The sequence below is a fragment of the Kaistia adipata DSM 17808 genome (assembly GCF_000423225.1).
In the GTDB taxonomy this organism is placed as follows: Bacteria; Pseudomonadota; Alphaproteobacteria; order Rhizobiales; family Kaistiaceae; genus Kaistia; species Kaistia adipata.
On sequence record NZ_AUHO01000006.1, the window covers coordinates 366,160 to 387,642 of the forward strand.

General features: G+C 66.5%; 20 protein-coding genes. 4 read left to right on the forward strand and 16 right to left on the reverse strand.

The genetic code is table 11. The features are described from left to right. Positions 1 to 14: 14 nt before the first annotated feature. From ntrX to dusB, 5 genes are all read right to left on the reverse strand, one after another. Entirely contained in the window at positions 15 to 1,379 is a 1,365-nt protein-coding gene (gene ntrX, locus G539_RS0102010; RefSeq protein ID WP_029073713.1) for a nitrogen assimilation response regulator NtrX, read from the reverse strand. Positions 1,380 to 1,393: 14 nt separating this feature from the next. Next, the gene (locus tag G539_RS0102015) at positions 1,394 to 3,667 is read right to left on the reverse strand and encodes a sensor histidine kinase NtrY-like (RefSeq protein WP_029073714.1); all 2,274 of its coding nucleotides are present in this window, start codon (positions 3,665 to 3,667) and stop codon (positions 1,394 to 1,396) included. A 136-nt stretch (positions 3,668 to 3,803) separates the two neighbouring features. Further along, positions 3,804 to 5,246, reverse strand: a complete 1,443-nt coding sequence (gene ntrC / locus G539_RS0102020; protein ID WP_029073715.1) for a nitrogen regulation protein NR(I) — start codon at positions 5,244 to 5,246, stop codon at positions 3,804 to 3,806. Position 5,247: 1 nt separating this feature from the next. Then, the gene (locus G539_RS0102025; protein ID WP_029073716.1) at positions 5,248 to 6,354 is read right to left on the reverse strand and encodes a two-component system sensor histidine kinase NtrB; all 1,107 of its coding nucleotides are present in this window, start codon (positions 6,352 to 6,354) and stop codon (positions 5,248 to 5,250) included. A 26-nt stretch (positions 6,355 to 6,380) separates the two neighbouring features. Then, the gene (gene dusB / locus G539_RS0102030; protein ID WP_281173878.1) at positions 6,381 to 7,409 is read right to left on the reverse strand and encodes a tRNA dihydrouridine synthase DusB; all 1,029 of its coding nucleotides are present in this window, start codon (positions 7,407 to 7,409) and stop codon (positions 6,381 to 6,383) included. A gap of 155 nt (positions 7,410 to 7,564) precedes the next feature. On the opposite strand from dusB, the gene G539_RS0102035 reads away from it, so the two are divergent. The 3 genes from G539_RS0102035 to G539_RS0102045 are packed head-to-tail and all read left to right on the forward strand — an operon-like array spanning position 7,565 to position 10,189. After that, entirely contained in the window at positions 7,565 to 8,773 is a 1,209-nt protein-coding gene (locus G539_RS0102035; protein WP_029073718.1) for a bifunctional 2-C-methyl-D-erythritol 4-phosphate cytidylyltransferase/2-C-methyl-D-erythritol 2,4-cyclodiphosphate synthase, read from the forward strand. Further along, a complete protein-coding gene (locus G539_RS0102040) occupies positions 8,770 to 9,270 on the forward strand; it encodes a CinA family protein (RefSeq protein ID WP_029073719.1) in 501 nt (166 codons plus the stop codon). Before G539_RS0102035 ends, G539_RS0102040 begins: the two co-directional genes overlap by 4 nt. 4 nt (positions 9,271 to 9,274) lie before the next feature. Next, positions 9,275 to 10,189: a bestrophin family protein gene (locus G539_RS0102045; RefSeq protein WP_029073720.1), complete on the forward strand. Its 915-nt coding sequence runs from the start codon at positions 9,275 to 9,277 to the stop codon at positions 10,187 to 10,189. A 146-nt stretch (positions 10,190 to 10,335) separates the two neighbouring features. On the opposite strand, the gene G539_RS0102055 is transcribed toward G539_RS0102045, so the two are convergent. The 11 genes from G539_RS0102055 to G539_RS0102105 form a co-directional block, all read right to left on the reverse strand. Beyond that, the gene (locus tag G539_RS0102055; protein WP_029073721.1) at positions 10,336 to 10,803 is read right to left on the reverse strand and encodes a type II toxin-antitoxin system RatA family toxin; all 468 of its coding nucleotides are present in this window, start codon (positions 10,801 to 10,803) and stop codon (positions 10,336 to 10,338) included. Between the two features lie 5 nt (positions 10,804 to 10,808). Next, positions 10,809 to 11,771, reverse strand: a complete 963-nt coding sequence (lipA, locus tag G539_RS0102060; RefSeq protein ID WP_029073722.1) for a lipoyl synthase — start codon at positions 11,769 to 11,771, stop codon at positions 10,809 to 10,811. A 17-nt stretch (positions 11,772 to 11,788) separates the two neighbouring features. After that, on the reverse strand, positions 11,789 to 12,037 hold the full coding sequence (locus G539_RS0102065; RefSeq protein ID WP_029073723.1) for a GlsB/YeaQ/YmgE family stress response membrane protein: 249 nt from the start codon (positions 12,035 to 12,037) through the stop codon (positions 11,789 to 11,791). 80 nt (positions 12,038 to 12,117) lie between these two features. After that, positions 12,118 to 12,366 (reverse strand): GlsB/YeaQ/YmgE family stress response membrane protein, encoded by a 249-nt coding sequence (locus tag G539_RS0102070; RefSeq protein WP_029073724.1) that lies wholly within the window; start codon positions 12,364 to 12,366, stop codon positions 12,118 to 12,120. Positions 12,367 to 12,543: 177 nt separating this feature from the next. After that, on the reverse strand, positions 12,544 to 12,843 hold the full coding sequence (locus G539_RS0102075) for a GIY-YIG nuclease family protein (protein ID WP_029073725.1): 300 nt from the start codon (positions 12,841 to 12,843) through the stop codon (positions 12,544 to 12,546). Between the two features lie 6 nt (positions 12,844 to 12,849). After that, positions 12,850 to 14,265, reverse strand: coding sequence for a dihydrolipoyl dehydrogenase (gene lpdA / locus G539_RS0102080; protein ID WP_029073726.1), 1,416 nt, complete (start codon positions 14,263 to 14,265; stop codon positions 12,850 to 12,852). 75 nt (positions 14,266 to 14,340) lie between these two features. Further along, on the reverse strand, positions 14,341 to 15,696 hold the full coding sequence (locus G539_RS0102085; protein ID WP_029073727.1) for a pyruvate dehydrogenase complex dihydrolipoamide acetyltransferase: 1,356 nt from the start codon (positions 15,694 to 15,696) through the stop codon (positions 14,341 to 14,343). 7 nt (positions 15,697 to 15,703) lie between these two features. Beyond that, entirely contained in the window at positions 15,704 to 16,000 is a 297-nt protein-coding gene (locus G539_RS0102090) for a DUF5076 domain-containing protein (protein WP_029073728.1), read from the reverse strand. 4 nt (positions 16,001 to 16,004) lie between these two features. Beyond that, the gene (locus G539_RS0102095; RefSeq protein ID WP_029073729.1) at positions 16,005 to 17,402 is read right to left on the reverse strand and encodes a pyruvate dehydrogenase complex E1 component subunit beta; all 1,398 of its coding nucleotides are present in this window, start codon (positions 17,400 to 17,402) and stop codon (positions 16,005 to 16,007) included. A gap of 14 nt (positions 17,403 to 17,416) precedes the next feature. Further along, positions 17,417 to 18,475 carry a pyruvate dehydrogenase (acetyl-transferring) E1 component subunit alpha gene (gene pdhA / locus G539_RS0102100; RefSeq protein WP_029073730.1) on the reverse strand — a complete coding sequence of 353 codons (1,059 nt, stop codon included), beginning with the start codon at positions 18,473 to 18,475 and terminating at the stop codon, positions 17,417 to 17,419. 167 nt (positions 18,476 to 18,642) lie between these two features. After that, entirely contained in the window at positions 18,643 to 18,978 is a 336-nt protein-coding gene (locus G539_RS0102105) for an FtsB family cell division protein (protein ID WP_029073731.1), read from the reverse strand. Positions 18,979 to 19,300: 322 nt separating this feature from the next. Between G539_RS0102105 and G539_RS0102110 the strand changes: the two genes are divergently transcribed. Beyond that, entirely contained in the window at positions 19,301 to 21,160 is a 1,860-nt protein-coding gene (locus G539_RS0102110) for a DEAD/DEAH box helicase (RefSeq protein ID WP_029073732.1), read from the forward strand. Positions 21,161 to 21,483: the final 323 nt, after the last annotated feature.

Sequence of the window (21,483 nt, forward strand, 5' to 3'; positions counted from 1 at the left end):
CGCGAGGCCGGCCGTCAACCGACGCCGAGTGATTTCAGCTTGCGATGCAGGGCCGAGCGCTCCATGCCGACGAATTCCGCCGTGCGCGAGATGTTGCCGCCGAAGCGGTTGACCTGCGCCGTCAGATATTCGCGCTCGAAGATCTCGCGCGCGTCGCGCAGCGGCAGTGACATCAGGTGCTCGCCGCCGCGGTTCGGCGTCGTCGGCAGCATCTCGCCGATTTCCGGCGGCAGCATGTCGGCCGAGATCGCCTGGCTCTCGTCGCCGCGCGCCAGGATCAGCAGGCGCTCGATGTTGTTGCGCAGCTGGCGGATGTTGCCCGGCCAGTCATGCGCCTGCAGCACGGCCATGGCGTCCGACCCCACGGTCCGGACCGGCAGGCCCGTGGTGCGCGAGATCTGCTCGATGAAGTGGTTGACCAGCTCCGGCACGTCGTCGCGGCGCTCGGCGAGCGCCGGAACGCGCAGCGGCACGACCGACAGGCGATGGAACAGGTCCTCGCGGAAGCCGCCATCCTGGATCTCGTGCTCCAGGTCGCGCGCCGTCGACGAGATGATGCGTACGTCGACCTTGACCTTGGTGGTGCCGTTGACGCGCTGGAAGCTCTGCTCGATCAGGACGCGCAGGATCTTGCCCTGCGTCTCCTTCGGCATGTCCGCGACCTCGTCGAGATAGAGCGTGCCGCCATGCGCCTCCTCGAGCGCGCCGACGACGCGAGCCGATCCGGTGCCGTTCTCGACGCCGAAGAGCTCCTGCTCCATCCGGTCGGGCGTGATCGCGGCGGCGTTGAGGACGACGAACGGGCCGTCCATCCGCAGCGAGGATTCGTGGATCGCGCGGGCGACCAGTTCCTTGCCGGAGCCGGACGGGCCGGAAATCATGATGCGGCTGTTGGTCGGCGCGACGCGCTCGATGGTCTGCTTCAGATGACTGATGGCGATCGACGAGCCGACGAGGCGGCCGGCATCACCGGCGCGCTCGCGCAGGTCGCGCACTTCACGGCGCAGCTTCGACGCCTCCAGCGCGCGCTCGGCGATCAGCAGCAGGCGGTCCGCCTTGAACGGCTTCTCGATATAGTCATAGGCGCCGCGCCGGATGGCGGAGACCGCCGTCTCGATGTTGCCGTGGCCGGAGATCATCACCACCGGCAGGTCGGGATGCTGTGCCTTGATGATGTCGAGCAGCGCCAGGCCGTCGATGCGACTGCCGGTCAGCCAGATGTCGAGGAAGATGAGCGTCGGTCGACGCTTCTCGATCTCGGCGAGGGCGGTGTCGGTATCGCCGGCGGTACGGGTGCCGTGGCCCTCGTCCTCGAGAATTCCGGCGACGAGCCCGCGGATGTCAGCTTCATCATCGATGATCAAAATATCGGACGGCATGATCTCTATCTTCGTCAGGCGTCTACGGGATTGGTTTGATGGTCGCTGCCGGATCCTGCCCCACCATGCGGCGTCGGACGCGGCAGGATGATTCGGACCATGGCGCCCCGCCCCCCAGCGGCCACGGCGGGCGAGTCGAGCAGGTCGAGCTGTCCGCCATGTTCTTCGATAATCTTGGAGACGATCGCGAGGCCGAGCCCGGTGCCCTTCTCGCGCGTCGTCATGTAGGGCTCGAGCAGGCGATGCCGGTTCTCCTGCGGCAGGCCGATGCCCGTGTCGATGATCTCGACGATGTTGCGGTCGCCTTCGATCCTCGCCTGCACCGTGATCTTCGGAACGATCGGATCTCCCGGTGGCACGGCCGCGATTGCCTCGGTCGCGTTCTTCACCAGATTGGTGAAGGCCTGCGAAATCAGGCGCGGGTCATAGCGACCGACGAGCGGCTCCTGCGGCAGCTCGGTCTCGAAGGTGATCTCGGGATTGGCCACCTCCATCAGGAAGACCGCCTCGCGCACCGCCTCGCCAAGGTCCCGCTCCTCGAAGGTCGGCTTCGGCATGCGCGCGAAGGAGGAGAACTCATCGACCATGCGGCCGATGTCGCCGACCTGGCGGATGATCGTGTCGGTGCACTGGTCGAAGACCTCGCGCCCCTCGACGATGCCCTTGCCGAAGCGGCGCTTCAGCCGCTCGGCCGAAAGCTGGATCGGCGTCAGCGGGTTCTTGATCTCGTGCGCGATGCGGCGCGCGATGTCGGCCCAGGCGGCGCTGCGCTGCGCGGTGACGAGGTCGGTGATGTCGTCGAGCGTGATGACGTAGCCATGCGCCGCGGTATCGGATTCCTCGGTCGTGACGCGGACATTGATCGTCCGTTCGCGGCCGGCGCGGACCACCGAGACCTGGTCGCGATGCTCGGTCCGGTTGGTCTCGCCGAGCGCGGCGGTGACGACGTTTTCCAGCTCCGGCACGATCTCGACCACCGGACGGCCCAGCGTGTCTTCCTGGTCGAGGCCGAGAAGCCGGAGCGCGCCGCGATTGGCGATGGTCACGACGCCATTCGCGTCCGTGCCGACCACGCCGGCGCTGACGCCGGCGAGCACCGCCTCGGTGAAGCGGCGGCGGCTGTCGATCTGCTCGCTCGCGGCCACCAGCTCGTGGCGCTGGCTGCGCAGCTCGGAGGCCATGGTGTTGAAGGTGGCGCCGAGCGCGCCGAGATCGCCGTCCGAGCTCCGGAACGGCACGCGCACTTCGAGATTGCCGCGGCCGATCTCATCGGCGGCATCGATCAGGCGACGGATTGGCGAGACCAGGCGGTTGGCGAAGCCGATGCCGAGCCAGATGGCGGAGAGCAGCACGACGAGCGCGAGGCCGAGATACAGCAGGCCGAAGGCGATCTGCACGCCAAGGCGGGTGGCCTCCAGGCTCTTGTACTCGTTCACGCTCGCCGTGGTCTCGGCGATGTAGCGGATGACCTTGGGGTCGATCTCGCGCGTGATGTAGAGATAGACGTCGGAATAGTTCTCCAGCCGCGCCAGGGCGCCGACGACATTGGTCGCGCCGGGGGCGATCAGGATCGGCTCGGATCCGGGCTTGGCCGCGCGCGACAGGGCGTCGGGCGGCGGCGGCAGGTAATTGGTCGAGAACTGGAAGTTCGCCTGCGCGATCAGTCCGCCATCCGGCTTCACGAGAAAGACGCCGGGAATGCCGCGCAGCGCGGCGATCGAGTTCATGAAGGCCTGGAAGCGGTCTGGATTCTGCTCGAGCAGCGTCTGCGCGCGCTCGAAATCCGACTTCAGGCCGAGAATGTCGACCTTCAGCGTCTTGGCATGCTCCTCGGCATAGGCCTGCGCGATCGAAAGCGAGGTGTCGACGATCGCCCGCGTGCGCTCGGAGAACCAGTGGTCGAGGCCGCGGTTCAGCGTGATGCTGGCCACCACGGCGATCAGGATGGCGGGAACGACGGCGACGATGCTGAACAGGCCGACGATGCGGATATGCAGCCGGGCGGCGGCGCGTCCGCGCCGACGGGCGCGGATCAGCATGGCGACTTCGAGCGCCAGCTCCAGCACCAGCAGTCCGGTCAGGAGGCCGTTCACGGCCAGCGCCCAGAAGACGACCTGCTCCGTCGGCTGGATTGGCGTCAGCCCCATCAGCAGGAAGAAGCTGAAGCAGGCGCAGGTCAGCGCGAGGATGACGGTGATGTAGCCGGCCGTACGCACGGTGAAGCGTAGCCGGCGGCTGTCGCCGTCGGAACGCGACGCGTCGGAGATGGTTTCCGTGGCAGCGATCATGTCGCCAGCCCCTCGGAATCGGCTTCACGCCAGAATCGCGGGTGGTCTTCAGTAGCCCTCATGCGCGGACCCTGGGACCGAATTGCAACAGCAATGTGGCGAACCGGCAACAGGCGCCGGTTCGTCCTACGTCGCGTCAGCGCGGGTTGCGCATGACCTGAACGTCAAGGTCACGGATCTTTTTCCGCAGCGTGTTGCGGTTCACGCCGAGCAGCTCGGCCGCCTTGATCTGGTTGCCGCGCGTCGCGGCGAGCGCCGTGCTGATCAGCGGATATTCGACGTCGCGCAGGATGCGATGGTAGAGGCCGGGCGGCGGCAGGCCCTCGCCGAAACCGTGGAAATAGGTCGAGAGATGCCGCTCGACCGAGCTCATCAGCGTGTCCTCCATCTCGCCCCCCTCGGAAGCGAGCGGCGCCGCCGGCTGTTCGAGTTCGGCCTCGATGATGTTCTCGGTGATCGTGTCCTGCGGATAGAGCGCCGCCAGCCGCCGGATCAGGTTTTCGAGTTCGCGCACATTGCCCGGCCAGCGATAGCGCTTCAGCCGCTCGAGCGCCGCCACCTCGATCTGCTTCACCGGCAGGCCGTCGCGCTCGCCGAGCGCGAAGAAATGGCGGACGAGGTCCGGAATATCCTCGGAGCGCTCGCGCAGCGCCGGCAGGCGGATCGGCACGACGTTCAGGCGGAAGAACAGGTCCTCGCGGAACAGGCCCTGGTTGATCAGGATGCGGAGATCCTTGTTGGTGGCCGCGACGATGCGGACATCCGTCTTGATCGGCGTGCGGCCGCCAACGGTGGTGTACTCGCCCTGTTGCAGCACGCGCAGCAGCCGGGTCTGCGCCTCCATCGGCATGTCGCCGATCTCGTCGAGGAACAGCGTGCCGCCCTCGGCCTGCTCGAACCGGCCTGCCGAGCGCGCCTGCGCGCCGGTGAACGCCCCCTTCTCGTGGCCGAACAACTCGCTCTCGATCAGGTCGCGCGGGATCGCGGCCATGTTGATGGCGACGAAAGGCCCGGTGCGGCGCTTGCCATAGTCATGCAGCGCGCGGGCGACGAGTTCCTTGCCGGTGCCGGATTCGCCGGCGATCATCACCGTCAGGTCGGTCTGCATCAACCGCGCCAGCACGCGATAAATGTCCTGCATGGCGGGCGAGCGGCCGACGAGCGGAATGTTCTCGCCGCCATCATCGAGCGGATCGTCCTTGGCGCGCTGCTTCGGTTCGGCCAGCGCCCGGCCGACGATCGAGATCAGCTCCTTCAGGTCGAAAGGCTTCGGCAGATATTCGTAGGCGCCCCGCTCGGAAGCGCGGATCGCCGTCATGAACGTGTTCTGCGCGCTCATCACGATGACCGGCAGCTCGGGCCGCAACCGCTTGATCCGCGGCAGCAGGTCGAAGGCGTTCTCGTCCGGCATCACGACGTCGGTGATGACGAGATCCCCCTCGCCCTGGCTCACCCAGCGCCAGAGCGTCGCGGCGTTCGAGGTCAGGCGCACCTCGTAGCCGGAACGCGAAAGGGCCTGGTTCAGGACAGTCCGGATGGCCGCGTCGTCGTCCGCTACGAGAATGGTGCCGGTCGCCATGTCAGTGCTCCTTGTCTGCAGGTGCGTCACCCGGGAATGCCGGCATCAACACGCGGAAGGTCGTGCGATTGTGCTGGGAATCGCACTCGATGACACCCCCATGATCCCCAATGATCTTGGCCACGAGCGCCAGACCGAGGCCCGAGCCATTGATCTTGGTGGTGACGAAGGGGTCGAAGAGGTGGGGCAACATGTCCGCCGGCACGCCGGCGCCGTTGTCGCGGACAGTGAATTCGAGCGGCAGGGTCACCCGGTTGTTGGAGCCGGGCACCGACAGGCGAATGCCGGGCTTGAAGGCCGTCGAGAGCAGGATCTCGCCATTGTCGTCATTGCCGATCGCCTCGGCGGCGTTCTTGACGAGGTTCAGGAACACCTGCACCAGCTGGTCGCGGTTGGCATAGACCGGCGGCAGCGACGGGTCATACTCCTCGATGATGCGGATGTTGCGGGCGAAACCCGACTGCGCCAGCCGCTTCACATGCTCCAGAACGACATGGATGTTGACCGGCGCGCGCTCGACGGGGCGCTCGTCCGAGAACACTTCCATCCGGTCGACCAGCTTCACGATCCGGTCCGTCTCGTCGCAGATCAGGCGGGTCAGCGCCCGGTCATCGTCTTCGACGGAGGATTCGAGCAGTTGCGCCGCGCCACGGATGCCGGAGAGCGGGTTCTTGATCTCGTGCGCCAGCATGGCGGCGAGGCCCGTCACCGAGCGCGCCGCGCCGCGATGCGTCAGCTGGCGGTCGATCTTCTCGGCCATCGTCTTTTCCTGGAGCAGGACGACGACGGAATCGGGCCGTTCCGGCACGGGCGAGGCATAGATGTCGACGATGCGGTCGGCGCCGTTGCGCGGCGTGCCGACATCGACGCGATATTCGTTGACGGCCGCGCCGCGGCTGCGGACCTGCTCGATCAGCGCCAGAAGCGGGCTGCCGAACGGAACGAAATGAGCGATCGGCTGGCGTCGCAGCACGGCAATCGAGGCCTGGAAGAAATCCTGCGCGGCGCTGTTGGCGTCGCTGACATGCCCCGCCCCGTCGATCATGATGATCGGATGCGGCAGCGCGTCGAGCAGAATCGAAGCCGACCCGCCGCTCCCCGCCGCGATGGCTTCGTTCTGGACGAGCGTCCGGTTCACGCGGCTCTCCTCATTTCAGCCTCTCCAAGGTGCTGCCGCAGAAGCAGGATCACCCGAGCGGGATCTTGTTCGGTCATGATGGCGAGGCGGTCCTCGGCCGGCATGGCGTCGGGGCCGAGCGCCTCGATCGTCCAGCTCAGATGTTTTCGCGCGTTGCGCACGCCGAGGATCGGCCCGTAGAGCTCGATCATTTCCTCGAAATGCCCGACGACCAGATCGATCAGGGCGTCGCCGCGCGGTGCCTCGGGCATCGTCCCGGTCGCGGCGAAGCTGGCGAGATGGCCGGGCAGCCAGGGTTGGCCATAGGCGCCCCGCCCGACCATGACGCCGTCGGCGCCCGAGGCCGCAAGCATCGGCGCGAGGCTGTCGACGCTGACGCAGTCGCCGTTGGCAATGAGCGGGATCGAGATCGCCTGCTTGACGGCGGCGATGGCGGCCCAGTCGGCCGTGCCCTTGTAGAACTGGCAGCGCGTGCGGCCATGCACGGTGATCATCGAAACGCCGGCCGCTTCGGCGCGGCGCGCCAGCTCGGGCGCATTGATCGTCTTGTCGTCCCAGCCGAGCCGCATCTTCAATGTCACCGGAACCGGGCTCGCCGCGACGGTCGCGTCGACGAGCGTCAGCGCGTGGTCGAGGTCGCGCATCAGCGCCGAGCCGGAATAGCCCGTCGTCACGCGCTTGGCGGGGCAACCCATGTTGATGTCGATGATGTCGGCGCCGGAATCGGCGGCGGCCTTGGCGCCTTCCGACATCCAATGCGCCTCGCGGCCGGCCAACTGCACGACATGCAGACCGTTGCCGGTTGCTTCGGCGCGCATTGCGGTCTCGGCGTTACCGCCGGCCAGTTCCTCGCTCGCAACCATCTCCGAAATGACGAGCCCGGCGCCGAACGAAGCCGCGACACGGCGGAACGGCCGATCGGACACTCCGGACATCGGCGCGAGCAGAACCCGGTTGGCAATCGTCACGCCGCCGATGTCGAGAGGGGCAGCGAGGCGGGCAACGGGATTTGGAGCTTCAGACAATATGACTACCGAATAGGCATTGATTTTGATGCCCACATATTAGTCACGAATGGGCGTGCGGCAAGAGACTTGTTGCGTTGCAGTGTGAAATCTCCGATCCATGCGACCGTATGACGACGGCACGCTCAGGCCGTACCAGCCGGATTTCCTCACCCATGAATACCAGTGTGCAGTCCAACCATGTCGCCGCCCTCATCGTGGCAGCCGGCCGCGGGGTGCGCGCCGGCGGCGAGGTGCCGAAGCAGTATCGCGAGGTGGGAGGTCAGGCCATTCTCCGGCGCACGGCGGCGCTGTTCCTCGATCATGCCGGGATCGATCGGGTGCTGGTGGTGATCCATCCGGACGATGCCGAACTCTATCGATCGGCGGTCGGCGATCTCGCGCCCCGGCTCGATGTCGTCGCGGGCGGCGCGACGCGACAGGTTTCGGTGCGCAACGGATTGGAGGCGCTGGCGGAGCGCGGCGTGACACATGTGTTGATCCACGATGCCGTGCGCCCCTTCGCGTCGGCGGCGCTACTCGACCGGGTCATCGACGCGCTTGGCGAGAACGACGCGGTGCTGGCCGCCTCGCCGGTCACCGACACACTGAAGCGCGCGGATGCGTCGGGCCGCGTCGACGACACGGTTTCTCGCGAAAACCTCTTCGCCGCCGAGACGCCGCAGGCGTTCCGCCTTTCCACGATTCTGGCCGCGCATCGCAGCGCTGCCGACAAGGGCACGGCGTTCACCGACGACGCCGGCATCGCCGAGTGGGCCGACATTCCCGTCCATATCGTTCTCGGCGAGCGCGCCAACATCAAGCTGACCATGCCGGAGGATATCGAGATGGCCGATCGACGGCTGCGCCAGGAAGCCCTTCTCCGCGCCGGAGAGACCCGCGTCGGCACCGGCTATGACGTGCACTCCTTCACGGACGGCGACCATGTCTGGCTGGGCGGCGTCGCGATCCCGCACGACCGCAAGCTGTCCGGCCATTCCGACGCCGACGTCGGACTGCATGCGCTGACCGACGCCGTCCTCGGCGCCATTGCGGATGGAGATATCGGCGATCACTTCCCGCCCTCCGACCCGCAATGGCGCGGCGCCTCGTCGGACCGCTTCCTCGCCTTCGCGGTCGAGCGGGTCAAGGCGCGGGGCGGCGTAATCGTCAATCTCGACCTCGCGATCATCGCCGAGGCGCCGAAGATCGGGCCGCATCGCGATGCCATGCGCGCGCGCATCGCCGAGATCGCCGGCATCGGCGCCGACCGGGTCGGCGTCAAGGCGACGACGAACGAGAAGATGGGCTTCGTCGGCCGTGGCGAAGGCATCGCGGCCATCGCGTCCGCTACGGTGCGCCTGCCATTCGAGGAGGAAGCATGACCGATCTCGGACCGCTCGAAGGCCAGGCGCGCGCGCTGATCGCGCTCTGCATCGAGAAGAGGCTGACGATCGCCACGGCTGAATCCTGCACAGGCGGCCTGATCGCCGGGACGCTGACCGAAATCGCCGGCTCCTCGGCCGTCGTCGATCGCGGCTTCGTCACCTATTCGAACGAAGCCAAGACCGAGATGATCGGCGTGCCGGCGGATCTCATCAAGCGTGTCGGCGCGGTCAGCCAGGAAGTCGCGCTCGCCATGGCCGCCGGAGCCCTGGCGAAGTCGGGCGCGGATCTCGCGATCGCGGTCACGGGCATCGCCGGCCCGGGCGGCGGCAGCGCGGAAAAGCCGGTCGGGCTCGTTCACTTCGGCCTGATGCGGCGCGGCTCCCCTGCCCGCCATGCCGCCCATGTCTTCGCCGATCGGGATCGCGCCGGAGTCCGTTTCGCCACCGTGGCCGAAGCGCTGCGCATGCTCACGGAAGCGGCGACGGAAGGCTAGGCCGATGATCGTTCGCGAGCGGCCGAACTGGTTCGGTATGATGCTGGTGTGGCGCGGATCCGTGCTGCCGGTCATCCTGCCGCAGCTTGTGCTGACCGCCGCCTTCGCGACGCTCGTGACCCTGCTGCACGGAGAACTCTTCTCCTTCAAGGTCACGCTGACCTTCGTGCCCTTCTCGCTGATCGGCATTGCGATCGCGATCTTCCTCGGCTTCCGCAACAGCGCCAGCTACGACCGCTTCTGGGAAGCTCGCAAGCAATGGGGCGCGCTGCTGATCCATGCGCGCTCGCTCGCCCGCCAGGCGTTGACGCTGCAGGACGATTCCGTTGCGGCGCGCGAGATCATCCATGCGACGATCGCCTTCGCCCATGCGCTACGCCATCAGCTGCGCGACACCGATGCCCTGCCCGACCTGCGGAAAACCCTGCCGGCCGATTTCGTCGACGGCACGCTTGCCGCCGCACGGTTCCGGCCGGCTCTCATCCTGCTGCATATCGGCGAGCAGATCGCGGAGCTTCGTCGCTCGGGAAGGATCGACCCGATCCTGGTCACGGCGATGGAGCGGCACCTCGACGCCCTCTCGGACGTTCTCGGCGCCTGCGAGCGGCTGGCGGGCACGCCGCTGCCCTTCACCTATTCGGTGATCCTGCACAGGACCATCTATCTCTACTGCTTCCTGTTGCCGTTCGGGCTGGTCGATTCGATCGGCGTGCTGACGCCGCTGATCGTCGCCTTCCTCGCCTACACCTTCTACGCGCTGGAGGCGCTCAGCGACCAGCTCGAGGAGCCGTTCGGCACCGAGGCGAACGATCTCGCGCTCGATGCCATGGCGACGACGATCGAGACGACGCTCCGGGAAATGCTGGGCGAGACCGACCTGCCCGAGCAGCCCGAGGCGAAGGCCTATCTGCTGACCTGAGCCGAGTCAGCCGGCGAGGAAGCCGACCAGCCGGTGGTGACGGTAAGCCGGCGCTACAGCAGCGCCGCCATGGCCCATGGTCGCCAGCCGCGCTAGATCCGTGCGCAAAAAAAAGACGCCCGCGACGAGCCCGTTTCGCGCCATCCCTAGGCGGGCGGCAGCACCACCGTGCCGTAGATCGCGTCGGCGCGCTTTTCGAAGGCGTCGGAGAACTTGCGGAACGCCTTGTCGAATACGGTGCCCATCAGGGCCGACAGCGTGCGCGAGCGGAACTCGTAGTCGATCGAGAAGCCGATGAGGCTGTGCTTTGCGTCAATCGGCTTGAAGGTCCAGAGATTGTCGAGGTGCTTGAACGGGCCGTCGAGATATTCCGCCCGGATGGTGCCCGCCGCCCGGTCGAGCACGACCTTGGTGGTGAAGGTCTCGCGCACGATCTTGTAGGCGACCGTCATGTCGGCGATTAGGATCTCGCGGCCGCCGTCCGGCTTGCGGCCGCGGATCACCAGCCGTTCGCACAGCGGCACGAACTGCGGATACTTCTCCACGTCGGCGACGAGATCGAACATCTCCGCGGCCGAATGACCGACCTCGTGCTCGGTCGAGAAACTCGGCATCGCGATCAGACCTGGTGCTGCGCCTGGCGCGCCGCGCGCAACCGTGCAAAGTCCTCGCCAGCATGGTGCGACGAGCGCGTCAGCGGGCTCGACGAGACCATCAGGAAGCCCTTGGCATAGGCGATCGTCTCGAACGACTTGAACTCGTCCGGGGTGACGAAGCGGATCACCGGATGGTGCTTGCGGCTCGGCTGCAGGTACTGGCCGATGGTCATGAAATCGACCTCGGCGACGCGCAGGTCGTCCATCAGCTGCAGGATCTCGTTCCGCTCCTCGCCGAGGCCGACCATGATGCCGGACTTGGTGAACATGTTGGGATCGAGCTCCTTCACCCGCTGCAGCAGGCGGAGCGAATGGAAGTAGCGGGCGCCGGGACGGACCTTCAGGTACTTGGACGGCACCGTCTCGAGATTGTGGTTGAACACGTCGGGGCGCGCCTCGACGACCACCTCGAGCGCGCCGGGCTTGCGCAGGAAATCGGGCGTCAGGATCTCGATCGTCGTGCCGGGCGCGGCGCGGCGGATCGCATAGATCACGTCGGCGAAGTGCTGCGCGCCGCCATCGGCGAGATCGTCACGATCGACCGAGGTGATCACGACATGCTCGAGGCCGAGCTTGGCGACGGCCTCCGCGACCTTCTCCGGCTCGGCGCGATCGAGCGCCTCCGGCATGCCGGTGCGGACGTTGCAGAAGGCACAGGCGCGCGTGCAGGTGTCGCCCATGATCATGAACGTCGCGTGCTTCTTCGACCAGCACTCGCCGATGTTCGGGCAACCGGCCTCCTCGCACACGGTGACGAGGCCGTTCTTCTTCACGATGTCCTGGGTCTCGCGATAGACCGGCGAGCCCGGCGCGCGAACGCGGATCCACTCCGGCTTGCGCAGCAGCGGCGTCTCCGGGCGGTTCGCCTTTTCAGGGTGACGCGGGCGGAGATCCTTGCCGGGACGCGTGTCGAGAACGACGACCATGATGACTCCGATCTATCCTACGAACGGCGCAGGAGACTGAGCAGGAACAGCAGGACGATCGCACCGACGGTGGAGACGACCAGGCTGCCGACGAAGCCTGCAAAGTGAATGTTGAAGGCGGCGGCGAGCGCCGCGCCGACCCAGGCGCCGACCAGGCCGACAATCAGGTTGATGATCAATCCGTGCCGTCGTTCCATGACGCGGGAGGCGATCCAGCCCGCCAGAATGCCGATGATGATCGTCGCGAGAATGCCGACACCGTTCATGATGAGCCCCGATCAGCCTTGTTGAAGCAACATATGGGCGAAGACCGCGCGCAACACCAGCTTTGTGTCGCGCATGGCCGTCATGCGATCACGCGGGCCAGGCAGACGACGATGACCGCGCCTGCGGCGGCGATGACCACCTGGTTCAGGAAATCGTAGCCGAGATCGACCGGAATATTGAAGTAGCTGACCAGGAAGCCGCCGACGACGGCGCCAACGAGGCCGGTGATGATGTTGCGGATCAGCCCGCCACCACCGACGACGATGCTGGCGAGCCAACCGGCGACCAGGCCGATGGCGACCCAGATGAGGATCGCTTGCGTTTCCATGCCGAGCACTTGTCTTCCGAGTCCTGATCTCTCTGTGGCGCGCTCGGCTCATGCCCAACGCTGCATTCTATCAACCAGCTCGCCCGTCACCCCGGCGAAGGCCGGGGTCCATGGCAGGACATCTCCGCCGGTGTTTATGGATCCCGGCCTTCGCCGGGATGACGGCGGCGCATGTCGTCATTCCATCGTCAAACTATAGAGATCGGACCAGTCGGGGTTACTTTCCTCGATGAGGCGGATCTTCCAGTCCCGCCTCCATTCCTTGAGCTGCTTCTCTCGAAGAATGGCGGCTTCCATCGTGTCGTGCGTCTCGAAGAACACCAGGGTCTTGGTGCCGTAGCGCTTCGAGAAACCCTCGACCAATCCATCCCGATGCTGCTGCGCCCTCGCCGCGATGTTGCTGGTCACGCCAATATAGAGCGTACCGTGCCTGCGGCTTGCGACGATGTAGACACATGGTCGCAAGCTTCGCGGCATCGAGCCTCAGATATGGATGGCGCGGCCGTAGGCCGAGAGCACGCTCTCGTGCATCGTCTCCGACAGGGTCGGATGCGGGAACACGGCGTTGATCAGCTCTTCTTCTGTCGTCTCGAGGTTCATGGCGATGACGAAGCCCTGGATCAGCTCGGTGACTTCCGCGCCGACGAGATGGGCGCCGAGCAGCTGGCCGGTCTTCTTGTCGAACACGGTCTTGACCAGACCCTCCGGCTCGCCAAGCGCGATCGCCTTGCCGTTGCCGATGAAGGGGAACTTGCCGACGCGCACGTCGTAGCCGGCTTCCTTCGCCTTCTTCTCGGTCAAACCGACCGAGGCGATCTGCGGGTTGCAGTAGGTGCAGCCCGGGATCTTGGCCTTGTCCATCAGGTGCGGATGCTGGCCGGCGATCGCCTCGACGGCGATGACGCCCTCGTGCTCTGCCTTGTGCGCCAGCATCGGCGGGCCGGCGACGTCGCCGATCGCCCAGATGCCGGGAACATTGGTCTTGCCGATGCCGTCGATGACGACGCAGCCGCGATCCGTCTTGACGCCGAGCTTCTCGAGGCCGAGGCCCTCGATGTTGCCGACGACGCCGACCGCCGAGATCAGCTTCTCGGTGGTGATCTCCTGCGTCTTGCCGTCGGCCGTCTCGATCGTCGCCGTGACCGAATTGGCCGCCTTGACGACCTTGGTCACCTTGGCGCCGGTCAGGATCTTGATGCCCTGCTTCTCGAAGCGCTTGCGGGCATGCGCCGCGATTTCCTCGTCCTCGACGGGCAGGATCTGCGGCAGAACCTCGACCACCGTCACCTCGGAACCCATGGTGCGGTAGAAGGAGGCGAATTCGATTCCGATGGCGCCGGAGCCCATGACGAGCAGCGACTTCGGCAGGCTGTCGGGCACCATGGCCTCGAAATAGGTCCAGATCTGCTTCTTGTCCGGCTCGATGCCGGGCAGCGCGCGCGGCCGGGCGCCGGTCGCGACGATAATGTTCTTGGCTTCGTAGTCGCCGCCGCCGAGCGCGCCCTTGGGCGGGTTCTCGGAAGCCTTGACGGTGAGCTTGCCGGGGGCCGTGATCTCGGCTGAACCCCAGATCACATCGACCTTGTTCTTCTTCAAGAGGCCGCCGACACCCTGGTTCAGCTGGGCAGAAACGCCGCGCGAACGCTTGGTGATGGCCGCCATGTCGAAGCCGATCTTCTCGGCGGACAGGCCGTAGTCCTTGGCGTGCTCGAAATAGTGGTAGACCTCGGCCGAGCGCAGCAGCGCCTTGGTCGGGATGCAGCCCCAGTTCAGGCAGATGCCGCCGAGATGACTCTTCTCGACCACGGCGGTCTTGAGGCCGAGCTGGGCGGCGCGGATGGCGGCGACATAGCCGCCCGGGCCGGAGCCGATGATGATGACGTCGTAGGGTGCGGCCATGTTCGTCTCGCTGCGCTTTGATGGTCTTGCGGCCCCCGCCTCGCGAAGAGACGGGAGCCGGAACGACGGTGTTGGCTAGACCAGCATCGCCATGGGCTTCTCGATGTAGCCCTTGAAGGCCTGCAGGAGCTCGGCCCCGAGCGCGCCGTCGACGACGCGGTGGTCGGTCGAGAGCGTGACCGACATGATGGTCGCGATCTTGATCTCGCCGTTGCGGACGACCGGCTGCTGGATGCCGGCGCCGACGGCCAGGATCGTCGCATGCGGCGGGTTGATGATCGCCGCGAAGTCCTTGACGCCGAACATGCCGAGGTTCGACACGGAGGTCGTGCCGCCCTGGTATTCCTCCGGCTTCAGCTTGCGCTCGCGCGCCCGCTTGGCGAGGTCCTTCATCTCGTTCGAGATGGCCGAGAGCGACTTGGTCTCGGCGTTGCGGACGACCGGCGTGATCAGGCCACCCGGGATCGAGACGGCGACGCCGACATCGACCACCTTGTGGACGAGCATGCCGCCATCGGTCCAGGACGCATTGGCGCCCGGCACCTTCTTCAGCGCCAGGGCCATCGCCTTGATGACCATGTCGTTGACCGAGACCTTGTAGCCCGGCTTGCCCTCGGCATCCTTCGGCGCGGCGCCGTTGATCTGCTCACGCAGCGCCAGCAGCGCGTCGAGCTCGCAATCGACGGTGACGTAGAAGTGCGGGACGTTCTGCTTCGATTCCGTCAGGCGGCGCGCGATCGTCTTGCGCATGTTGTCATGCGGCACGAGATCGTAGGAGCCTTCGGCGAACAGCTTGAGCGTCTGCGCGTCGGTCGGGCCGGCATGAACCGGAGCGGACGGCGCGGCCGCGGGTGCTGCTGCCGGAGCAGCCTTGGCGACGCCGCCCTTCTTGGCAGCCTCGATGTCGGCCTGCACGATGCGGCCATGCGGGCCGGAACCGGCCACCTTGGCGATGTCGATGCCGGCGTCCTTGGCGAGACGACGCGCGAGCGGCGACGCGAAGACGCGGTCGCCGGAGGCGGCGGCGGCCGGTGCAGCCGCCGGAGCCTGGGCTGCGGGAGCCTGGGCGGGCGCTGCCGGCGCGGGGGCCGCAGCGGCAGCGGCCGGAGCCGGCTTCGCCTCGGGCGCGGCAGCCGCCGCGGGAGCCGGTGCGGCGGCCTCGGTCGAACCGATCGCGCTCTTGTCCTCGCCCTCGGCGAGCAGCACGGCGATCAGCGCGTTGACCTTGACGCCCTGCGATCCCTCGGGAACCACGATCTTGCCGACCGTGCCCTCATCGATGGATTCGACTTCCATCGTCGCCTTGTCGGTCTCGATCTCGGCGATCACGTCGCCAGCCTTGACCTTGTCGCCCTCTTTCACGTTCCACTTGGCGAGGTTGCCCTCTTCCATGGTCGGCGAAAGTGCGGGCATCAGGATATTGATCGGCATAAAGCACCTATTGGCGTGATTCTGGCGTGCCCGGATCGTTCGGACGGTCCCATTCGGCGTCGAACATGGACTTGATCGCGTCCAGCGCCTGCTCTTCCGAGCAGACGCCGTCCGTTTCGAATCCACGCGCAACCTGACGTGCGATGTCGGCGAGCAGGATACCCCAGGTCGCAGGATCATCGAACGCCGTCCGGAAGCTGACGTCCAGCCCCCGGTCTACGATCCAGGCGCGGAACACCTCCGCGGCATCATCCGAGGCGAGAGCGCCCGGCGGAATTTCAAGCTCGCGTTTGTGTCCGGCCATGGCGTCACCGATACGTTACGGCTTTGACGGCCGCGACCACTTCGCCGACGTTCGGCAGAGCGAGCTTCTCGAGGTTCGCGGCGTACGGCATCGGCACGTCCTTGCCCGTCACCTTGAGAACCGGCGCGTCGAGATAGTCGAACGCCTTTTCCATCAGCTCGGACGCGATGTGCGAACCGATCGAGTTCTGCGGCCAGCCCTCTTCGACGGTGACGCAGCGGCCGGTCTTCTTGACCGACTCGATGACCGTGTCGATGTCGAGCGGACGCAGCGTGCGCAGGTCGATCAGCTCGGCGTCGATGCCCTGCTCGGCCAGCTCCGCGACGGCCTTGGTCGCATAGGTCATGCCGATGCCGAACGAGACGATCGTCACGTCCTTGCCCGGCTTGTGGATGCGGGCCTTGCCGATCGGGAGCACGAAATCATCGAGCTGCGGCACATCGAAATGCTGGCCGTAGAGGATCTCGTTCTCGAGGAAGATCACCGGGTTCGGATCGCGGATCGCGGCCTTGAGCAGGCCCTTGGCGTCGGCCGCCGTGTAGGGAACGACGACCTTGAGGCCCGGGATGTGGCTGTACCAGGACGAGAAGTCCTGGCTGTGCTGGGCCGCGACGCGGGCTGCCGCGCCGTTCGGGCCACGGAACACCATCGGAGCGCCGAGCTGGCCACCGGACATGTAGAGCGTCTTGGCGGCGGAGTTGATGATCTGGTCGATCGCCTGCATGGCGAAGTTGAACGTCATGAACTCGACAATCGGCTTCAGGCCGGCGAGCGCGGCGCCCGTGGCGAGGCCGGCAAAGCCGTGCTCGGTGATCGGGGTGTCGATCACGCGATCGGCGCCGAACTCCTGCAGCAGACCCTGCGTGACCTTGTAGGCGCCCTGGTACTCGGCAACTTCCTCGCCCATGACGAAGACGTCGCCGTCGCGGCGCATTTCCTCGGCCATTGCGTCGCGCAGTGCTTCGCGGACCGTGGTTGACACGAAGGTCGTGCCGGCCGGAATGTCGGGATCGGCGGCGACCTGGACGGCGATCGGCGCGGCGGCGACCGGAGCGGGCGCGGCCTCCGCGGGCTTCTCGGCAGCGGCCGGCGCGTCAGCCTTGGGAGCCTCCGCCTTCGGGGCCTCGGCCGGGGCGCTCGACACGGCCGACGCGTCCTCGCCTTCGGCAGCGAGCACGGCGATCTTGGTGTTCACCTTCACGTTCTCGGTGCCTTCCGGCACGAGAAGCTTGGCGATCGTGCCCTCGTCGACGGCTTCGACTTCCATCGTCGCCTTGTCGGTCTCGATCTCGGCGATCACGTCACCGGACTTGACCTGGTCGCCTTCTTTCTTGAGCCATTTGGAGAGCGTGCCCTCCTCCATGGTCGGCGAGAGGGCCGGCATCAGAATATCGATCGGCATCGTGGTCTCCCGCCTTACTTCACAATGTCCGTCCAGAGCTCGGACACATCCGGCTCGGGATCGTTCTGGGCGAATTCCGCCGCATTGTTCACGACTTCGCGCACCTCGGCGTCGATCTTCTTGAGATCGTCCTCGGTGGCCCAGCCCTTCTCCATCAGACGGGCGCGGACCTGCTCGATCGGATCGTGCTCGGTGCGCATCTTCTGGACTTCGTCCTTCGACCGGTACTTGGCCGGGTCGGACATGGAGTGGCCGCGATAGCGGTAGGTTTCCATCTCGAGGATGTAGGGACCCTTGCCGGCGCGGCACCAGGCGACAGCCTTGTCGCCGGCGGCCTTCACGGCGCGGATATCCATGCCGTCGACCTTCTCACCGGGAATGCCGAAGGACAGGCCGCGACGCGAGAAGTCGGTCTGCGCGGAGGAGCGCGACACGGACGTGCCCATGGCGTAGCGGTTGTTCTCGATGATGTAGACCACGGGCAGCTTCCAGAGCTGCGCCATGTTGAAGCTCTCGTAGACCTGGCCCTGGTTGGCCGCGCCGTCGCCGAAATAGGTCAGGCAGACATTGTCGTTCTTGCGGTAGCGGTTGGCGAAGGCGAGGCCGGTGCCGAGCGAGACCTGGCCGCCGACGATGCCGTGGCCGCCGAAGAACTGCTTCTCGCGGGAGAACATGTGCATCGAGCCGCCCTTGCCGCGGGAATACCCGCCGCGACGACCCGTGAGTTCCGCCATCACGCCATTTGCATCCATGCCCGCGACGAGCATGTGGCCGTGATCGCGATAGCCGGTGATGGTCTGGTCTTCACCGGTGCGGATCGCCATCTGCATGCCGACGACGACCGCTTCCTGTCCGATATAGAGGTGGCAGAAGCCGCCGATCAGGCCCATGCCATACATCTGGCCGGCCTTTTCCTCGAAGCGGCGGATCAGGAGCATCTCGCGATAGCCGTAGAGTTCCTGTTCCTTGGAGAAATTCTCCGCGGCGGTCGGCTTGGCCGATTTCACCGCTGCAGTCTTTCGTCCGGCGGCCGGCGCGGATTTGCTGCCGACTTTCGCTTTGGCTACAGCCATGCCTTGTTCTCCGGGGCGTTTCCCAAACTGATGCGCGGGACGTTATCCGAAGCCGAGAGGCATTCCAAGATGCGCGGGGAGCATCGGAGCCATGCGCCAACTACATGACTTGACTACCAAAAACCACGATGAACCAGAATCCGGTTCATCGCGATTTTCTTCGGCTCTCAATGCTGGAGGGTCTGTTGCACCGCAGCAACGGAGATGACCAATTCATCCGAGAGCGCGAGGTTGAGCTTGTCGCGCGCCCGCTCGTCGATCATGTCCGGATCGAGACTTTCGGGCCGTAGCAGCTGGGCGCGGGCCGCCAAGGCCTGTCGCTCGCCCTTCAATCTCGCCAGTTCCTTCTCGAGCGTGATCGCCTCGCGCTCCATCCGCTCGCGCGACCAGATACCGTAATCGCCATTGAAGGAATGATAGGCGAAGTACCCCATCACGGCGAGCGAGCCGAGCGGGAGGATAAGCCACCGAAGTTTGGAATGCTTGCGCTGACGTGTGGTCATGAGGGACTTTGAACGCGGTGCAACATGATGAACAAATCATCGCCCAAGACGATTAACGCGGGGTTTCCAGACCGCCCTCCAAGACCCCGCGCCGTGTTGATCACAGCTTTGTGGCCAGGCCGATCGCCTGACGACGGTGCCGCCGGAGGCCGTTTTGGCCATATCACCTCTGTGCGACGGCATGGACCATAGAGAATCCTTGGCTATCGCTCGCGTCCGGGGTATGGGAGACACAACTCGCATTCCGCATGAACCATTCACCGCTCGCGATCTACCCGTTCGCGACCCGGAGTGCTTCTCCAGTTTCAGGCTTCGCCCCTCCATGGCATCACTCGTCCAGAATCCCGCCCTCGCCCGCGCCATCGCGGACAAGGGCTATGACTCGCTCACCCCCGTCCAGGCCGCCGTCGTCGCTCCCGAGGTCGGCGAGCGTGACCTGCTCGTCTCGGCCCAGACCGGCTCCGGCAAGACCGTCGCTTACGGCCTCGCCTTCTCGACCACGCTTCTCGGCATGGAAGAGCAGTTCGGCCCGGCGACCGAGCCGCTGGCGCTCGTCATCGCGCCGACCCGCGAACTGGCTCTCCAGGTCCAGCGCGAGCTCACCTGGCTCTACGGTCCGACCGGCGTGAAGATCGCGTCCTGCGTCGGCGGCATGGACGTGCGCCGCGAGGCGCGCGCGCTCGACATGGGCGCCCATATCGTTGTCGGCACGCCCGGCCGCCTGCGCGATCACCTCGAGCGTGGCCGCCTCGACATCTCCAAGCTCAAGGTCGTCGTGCTCGACGAGGCCGACGAGATGCTCGACCTCGGTTTCCGCGAGGATCTCGAGCTCATCCTCGACGCCGCCCCGCAGGAGCGCCGCACGCTGCTGTTCTCGGCAACGCTGCCGCGCGAGATCGTCCGCCTGGCCAAGCAGTATCAGCGCGATGCCATGCGCATCGACACGATCGACCAGAGCCAGCCGCATGGCGACATCGAGTACCGTGCGTTCCGCGTCGCGCCGAACGAGATCGACCTCGCCGTCGTCAACGTGCTGCGCTTCTATGACCAGCCGGCGGCGCTCGTCTTCTGCTCGACGCGCGAATCGGTGAAGCGCGTCCATGCCGGCCTGCAGGAGCGTGGCTTCCAGGTGGTGGCGCTTTCCGGCGAACTCAGCCAGACCGAGCGCATGCATGCGCTGCAGGCGCTGCGTGACGGCCGTGCCCGCGTCTGCGTCGCCACCGACGTCGCCGCCCGCGGCCTCGACCTGCCCGACCTCGGCCTCGTCATCCACGCCGAGCTGCCGACCGGCCCCGCCGTGCTGCTGCACCGTTCCGGCCGTACGGGCCGCGCCGGCCGCAAGGGCGTCTCGGCCATGCTCGTGCCCTACACGAATCGCGCCAAGGCGCTTCGCCTGATCAACGCCGCCGGCGTCGACGCCTATTGGACCGCAGCCCCGTCCGCCGACGAGGTTCGCGCCAAGGACCAGGAGCGGCTCCTCGAGGCGCTGCTGCGCGTCGAGCCCGCATCCGAGGAAGATGCTGTGCTGGTCCGCGAGCTGGTTGGCCAGCGCTCCGCCGAGGAGATCGCGGCGGCGCTGATCCGGATGCATCGCGCCCGCCTGCCCTCGCCCGAGGATCTGTTCGATCCCGGCCCGCAGCAGGACCGCCGCGCGCCGCGTGACGGCAAGCCCAGCCGCCATGAGCGCGGCGAGCGCAATGATCGTTACGGCGACGCGCCGCGGGAGCGCGGCCCCCGCGCCCCGCGCGATCGCGACGGCCAGTGGCCGGAGGGCGGTCCGGGCGACCGTCCCGAGCGGCCGCAGCAGGACATGGTCTGGTTCCGCATGAGCGTCGGGCACTCGAAGAATGCCGACCCGAAATGGCTGCTGCCGCTGATCTGCCGGCGCGGCCATGTCACCAAGAACGAGATCGGCGCGATCAAGATCTTCGAGCGCGACACCCGCTTCGAGATCGCCGCCGACGCGGCAGAGCGATTCACGGTGGCGCTGCGCCGCGGCGGCGAGGAAGAGATCCGCATCGAGCCGGCCGATGGCGCGCCGGCCGGTGGCGGCGGCAAGCGTGGTCCGCGTCCGGAAGGCGCCGGCAAGAAGCCGTTCCGCCCCGGCTTCAAGCCAGGCGGCAAGCCCGGTTTCAAGGGCGGCAAGCCCGGCTTCAAGAAGCGCGACCGCTCGGAAGGCTGAGCCTTTCCCAATCAGCGAGAATCAAAAGGCCCGCGACACTGTCGCGGGCCTTTTTCGTTTGCCTTCGATCCCAGGCCTTCTTCACCTCTCGGGCGCGGTCAGACCTCCGGAGAGCTTAGGGACCTCTCAGAATAAGGCCGTCGCCCCGGCGAAGGCCGGGGCCCATAAACATAGGCCAAGAAAGCTTAGTCCACCCAATCGACCGAGGGCCTGTGCGTCTGGTTTCCGGCCTTCGCCGGGATGACGGCGGAGGCCGGCACGGCCTGATCAGCATATCCTCGCAGCATCTGAACATCGTGGGATTGGCACTTTGCAAGGGTCTC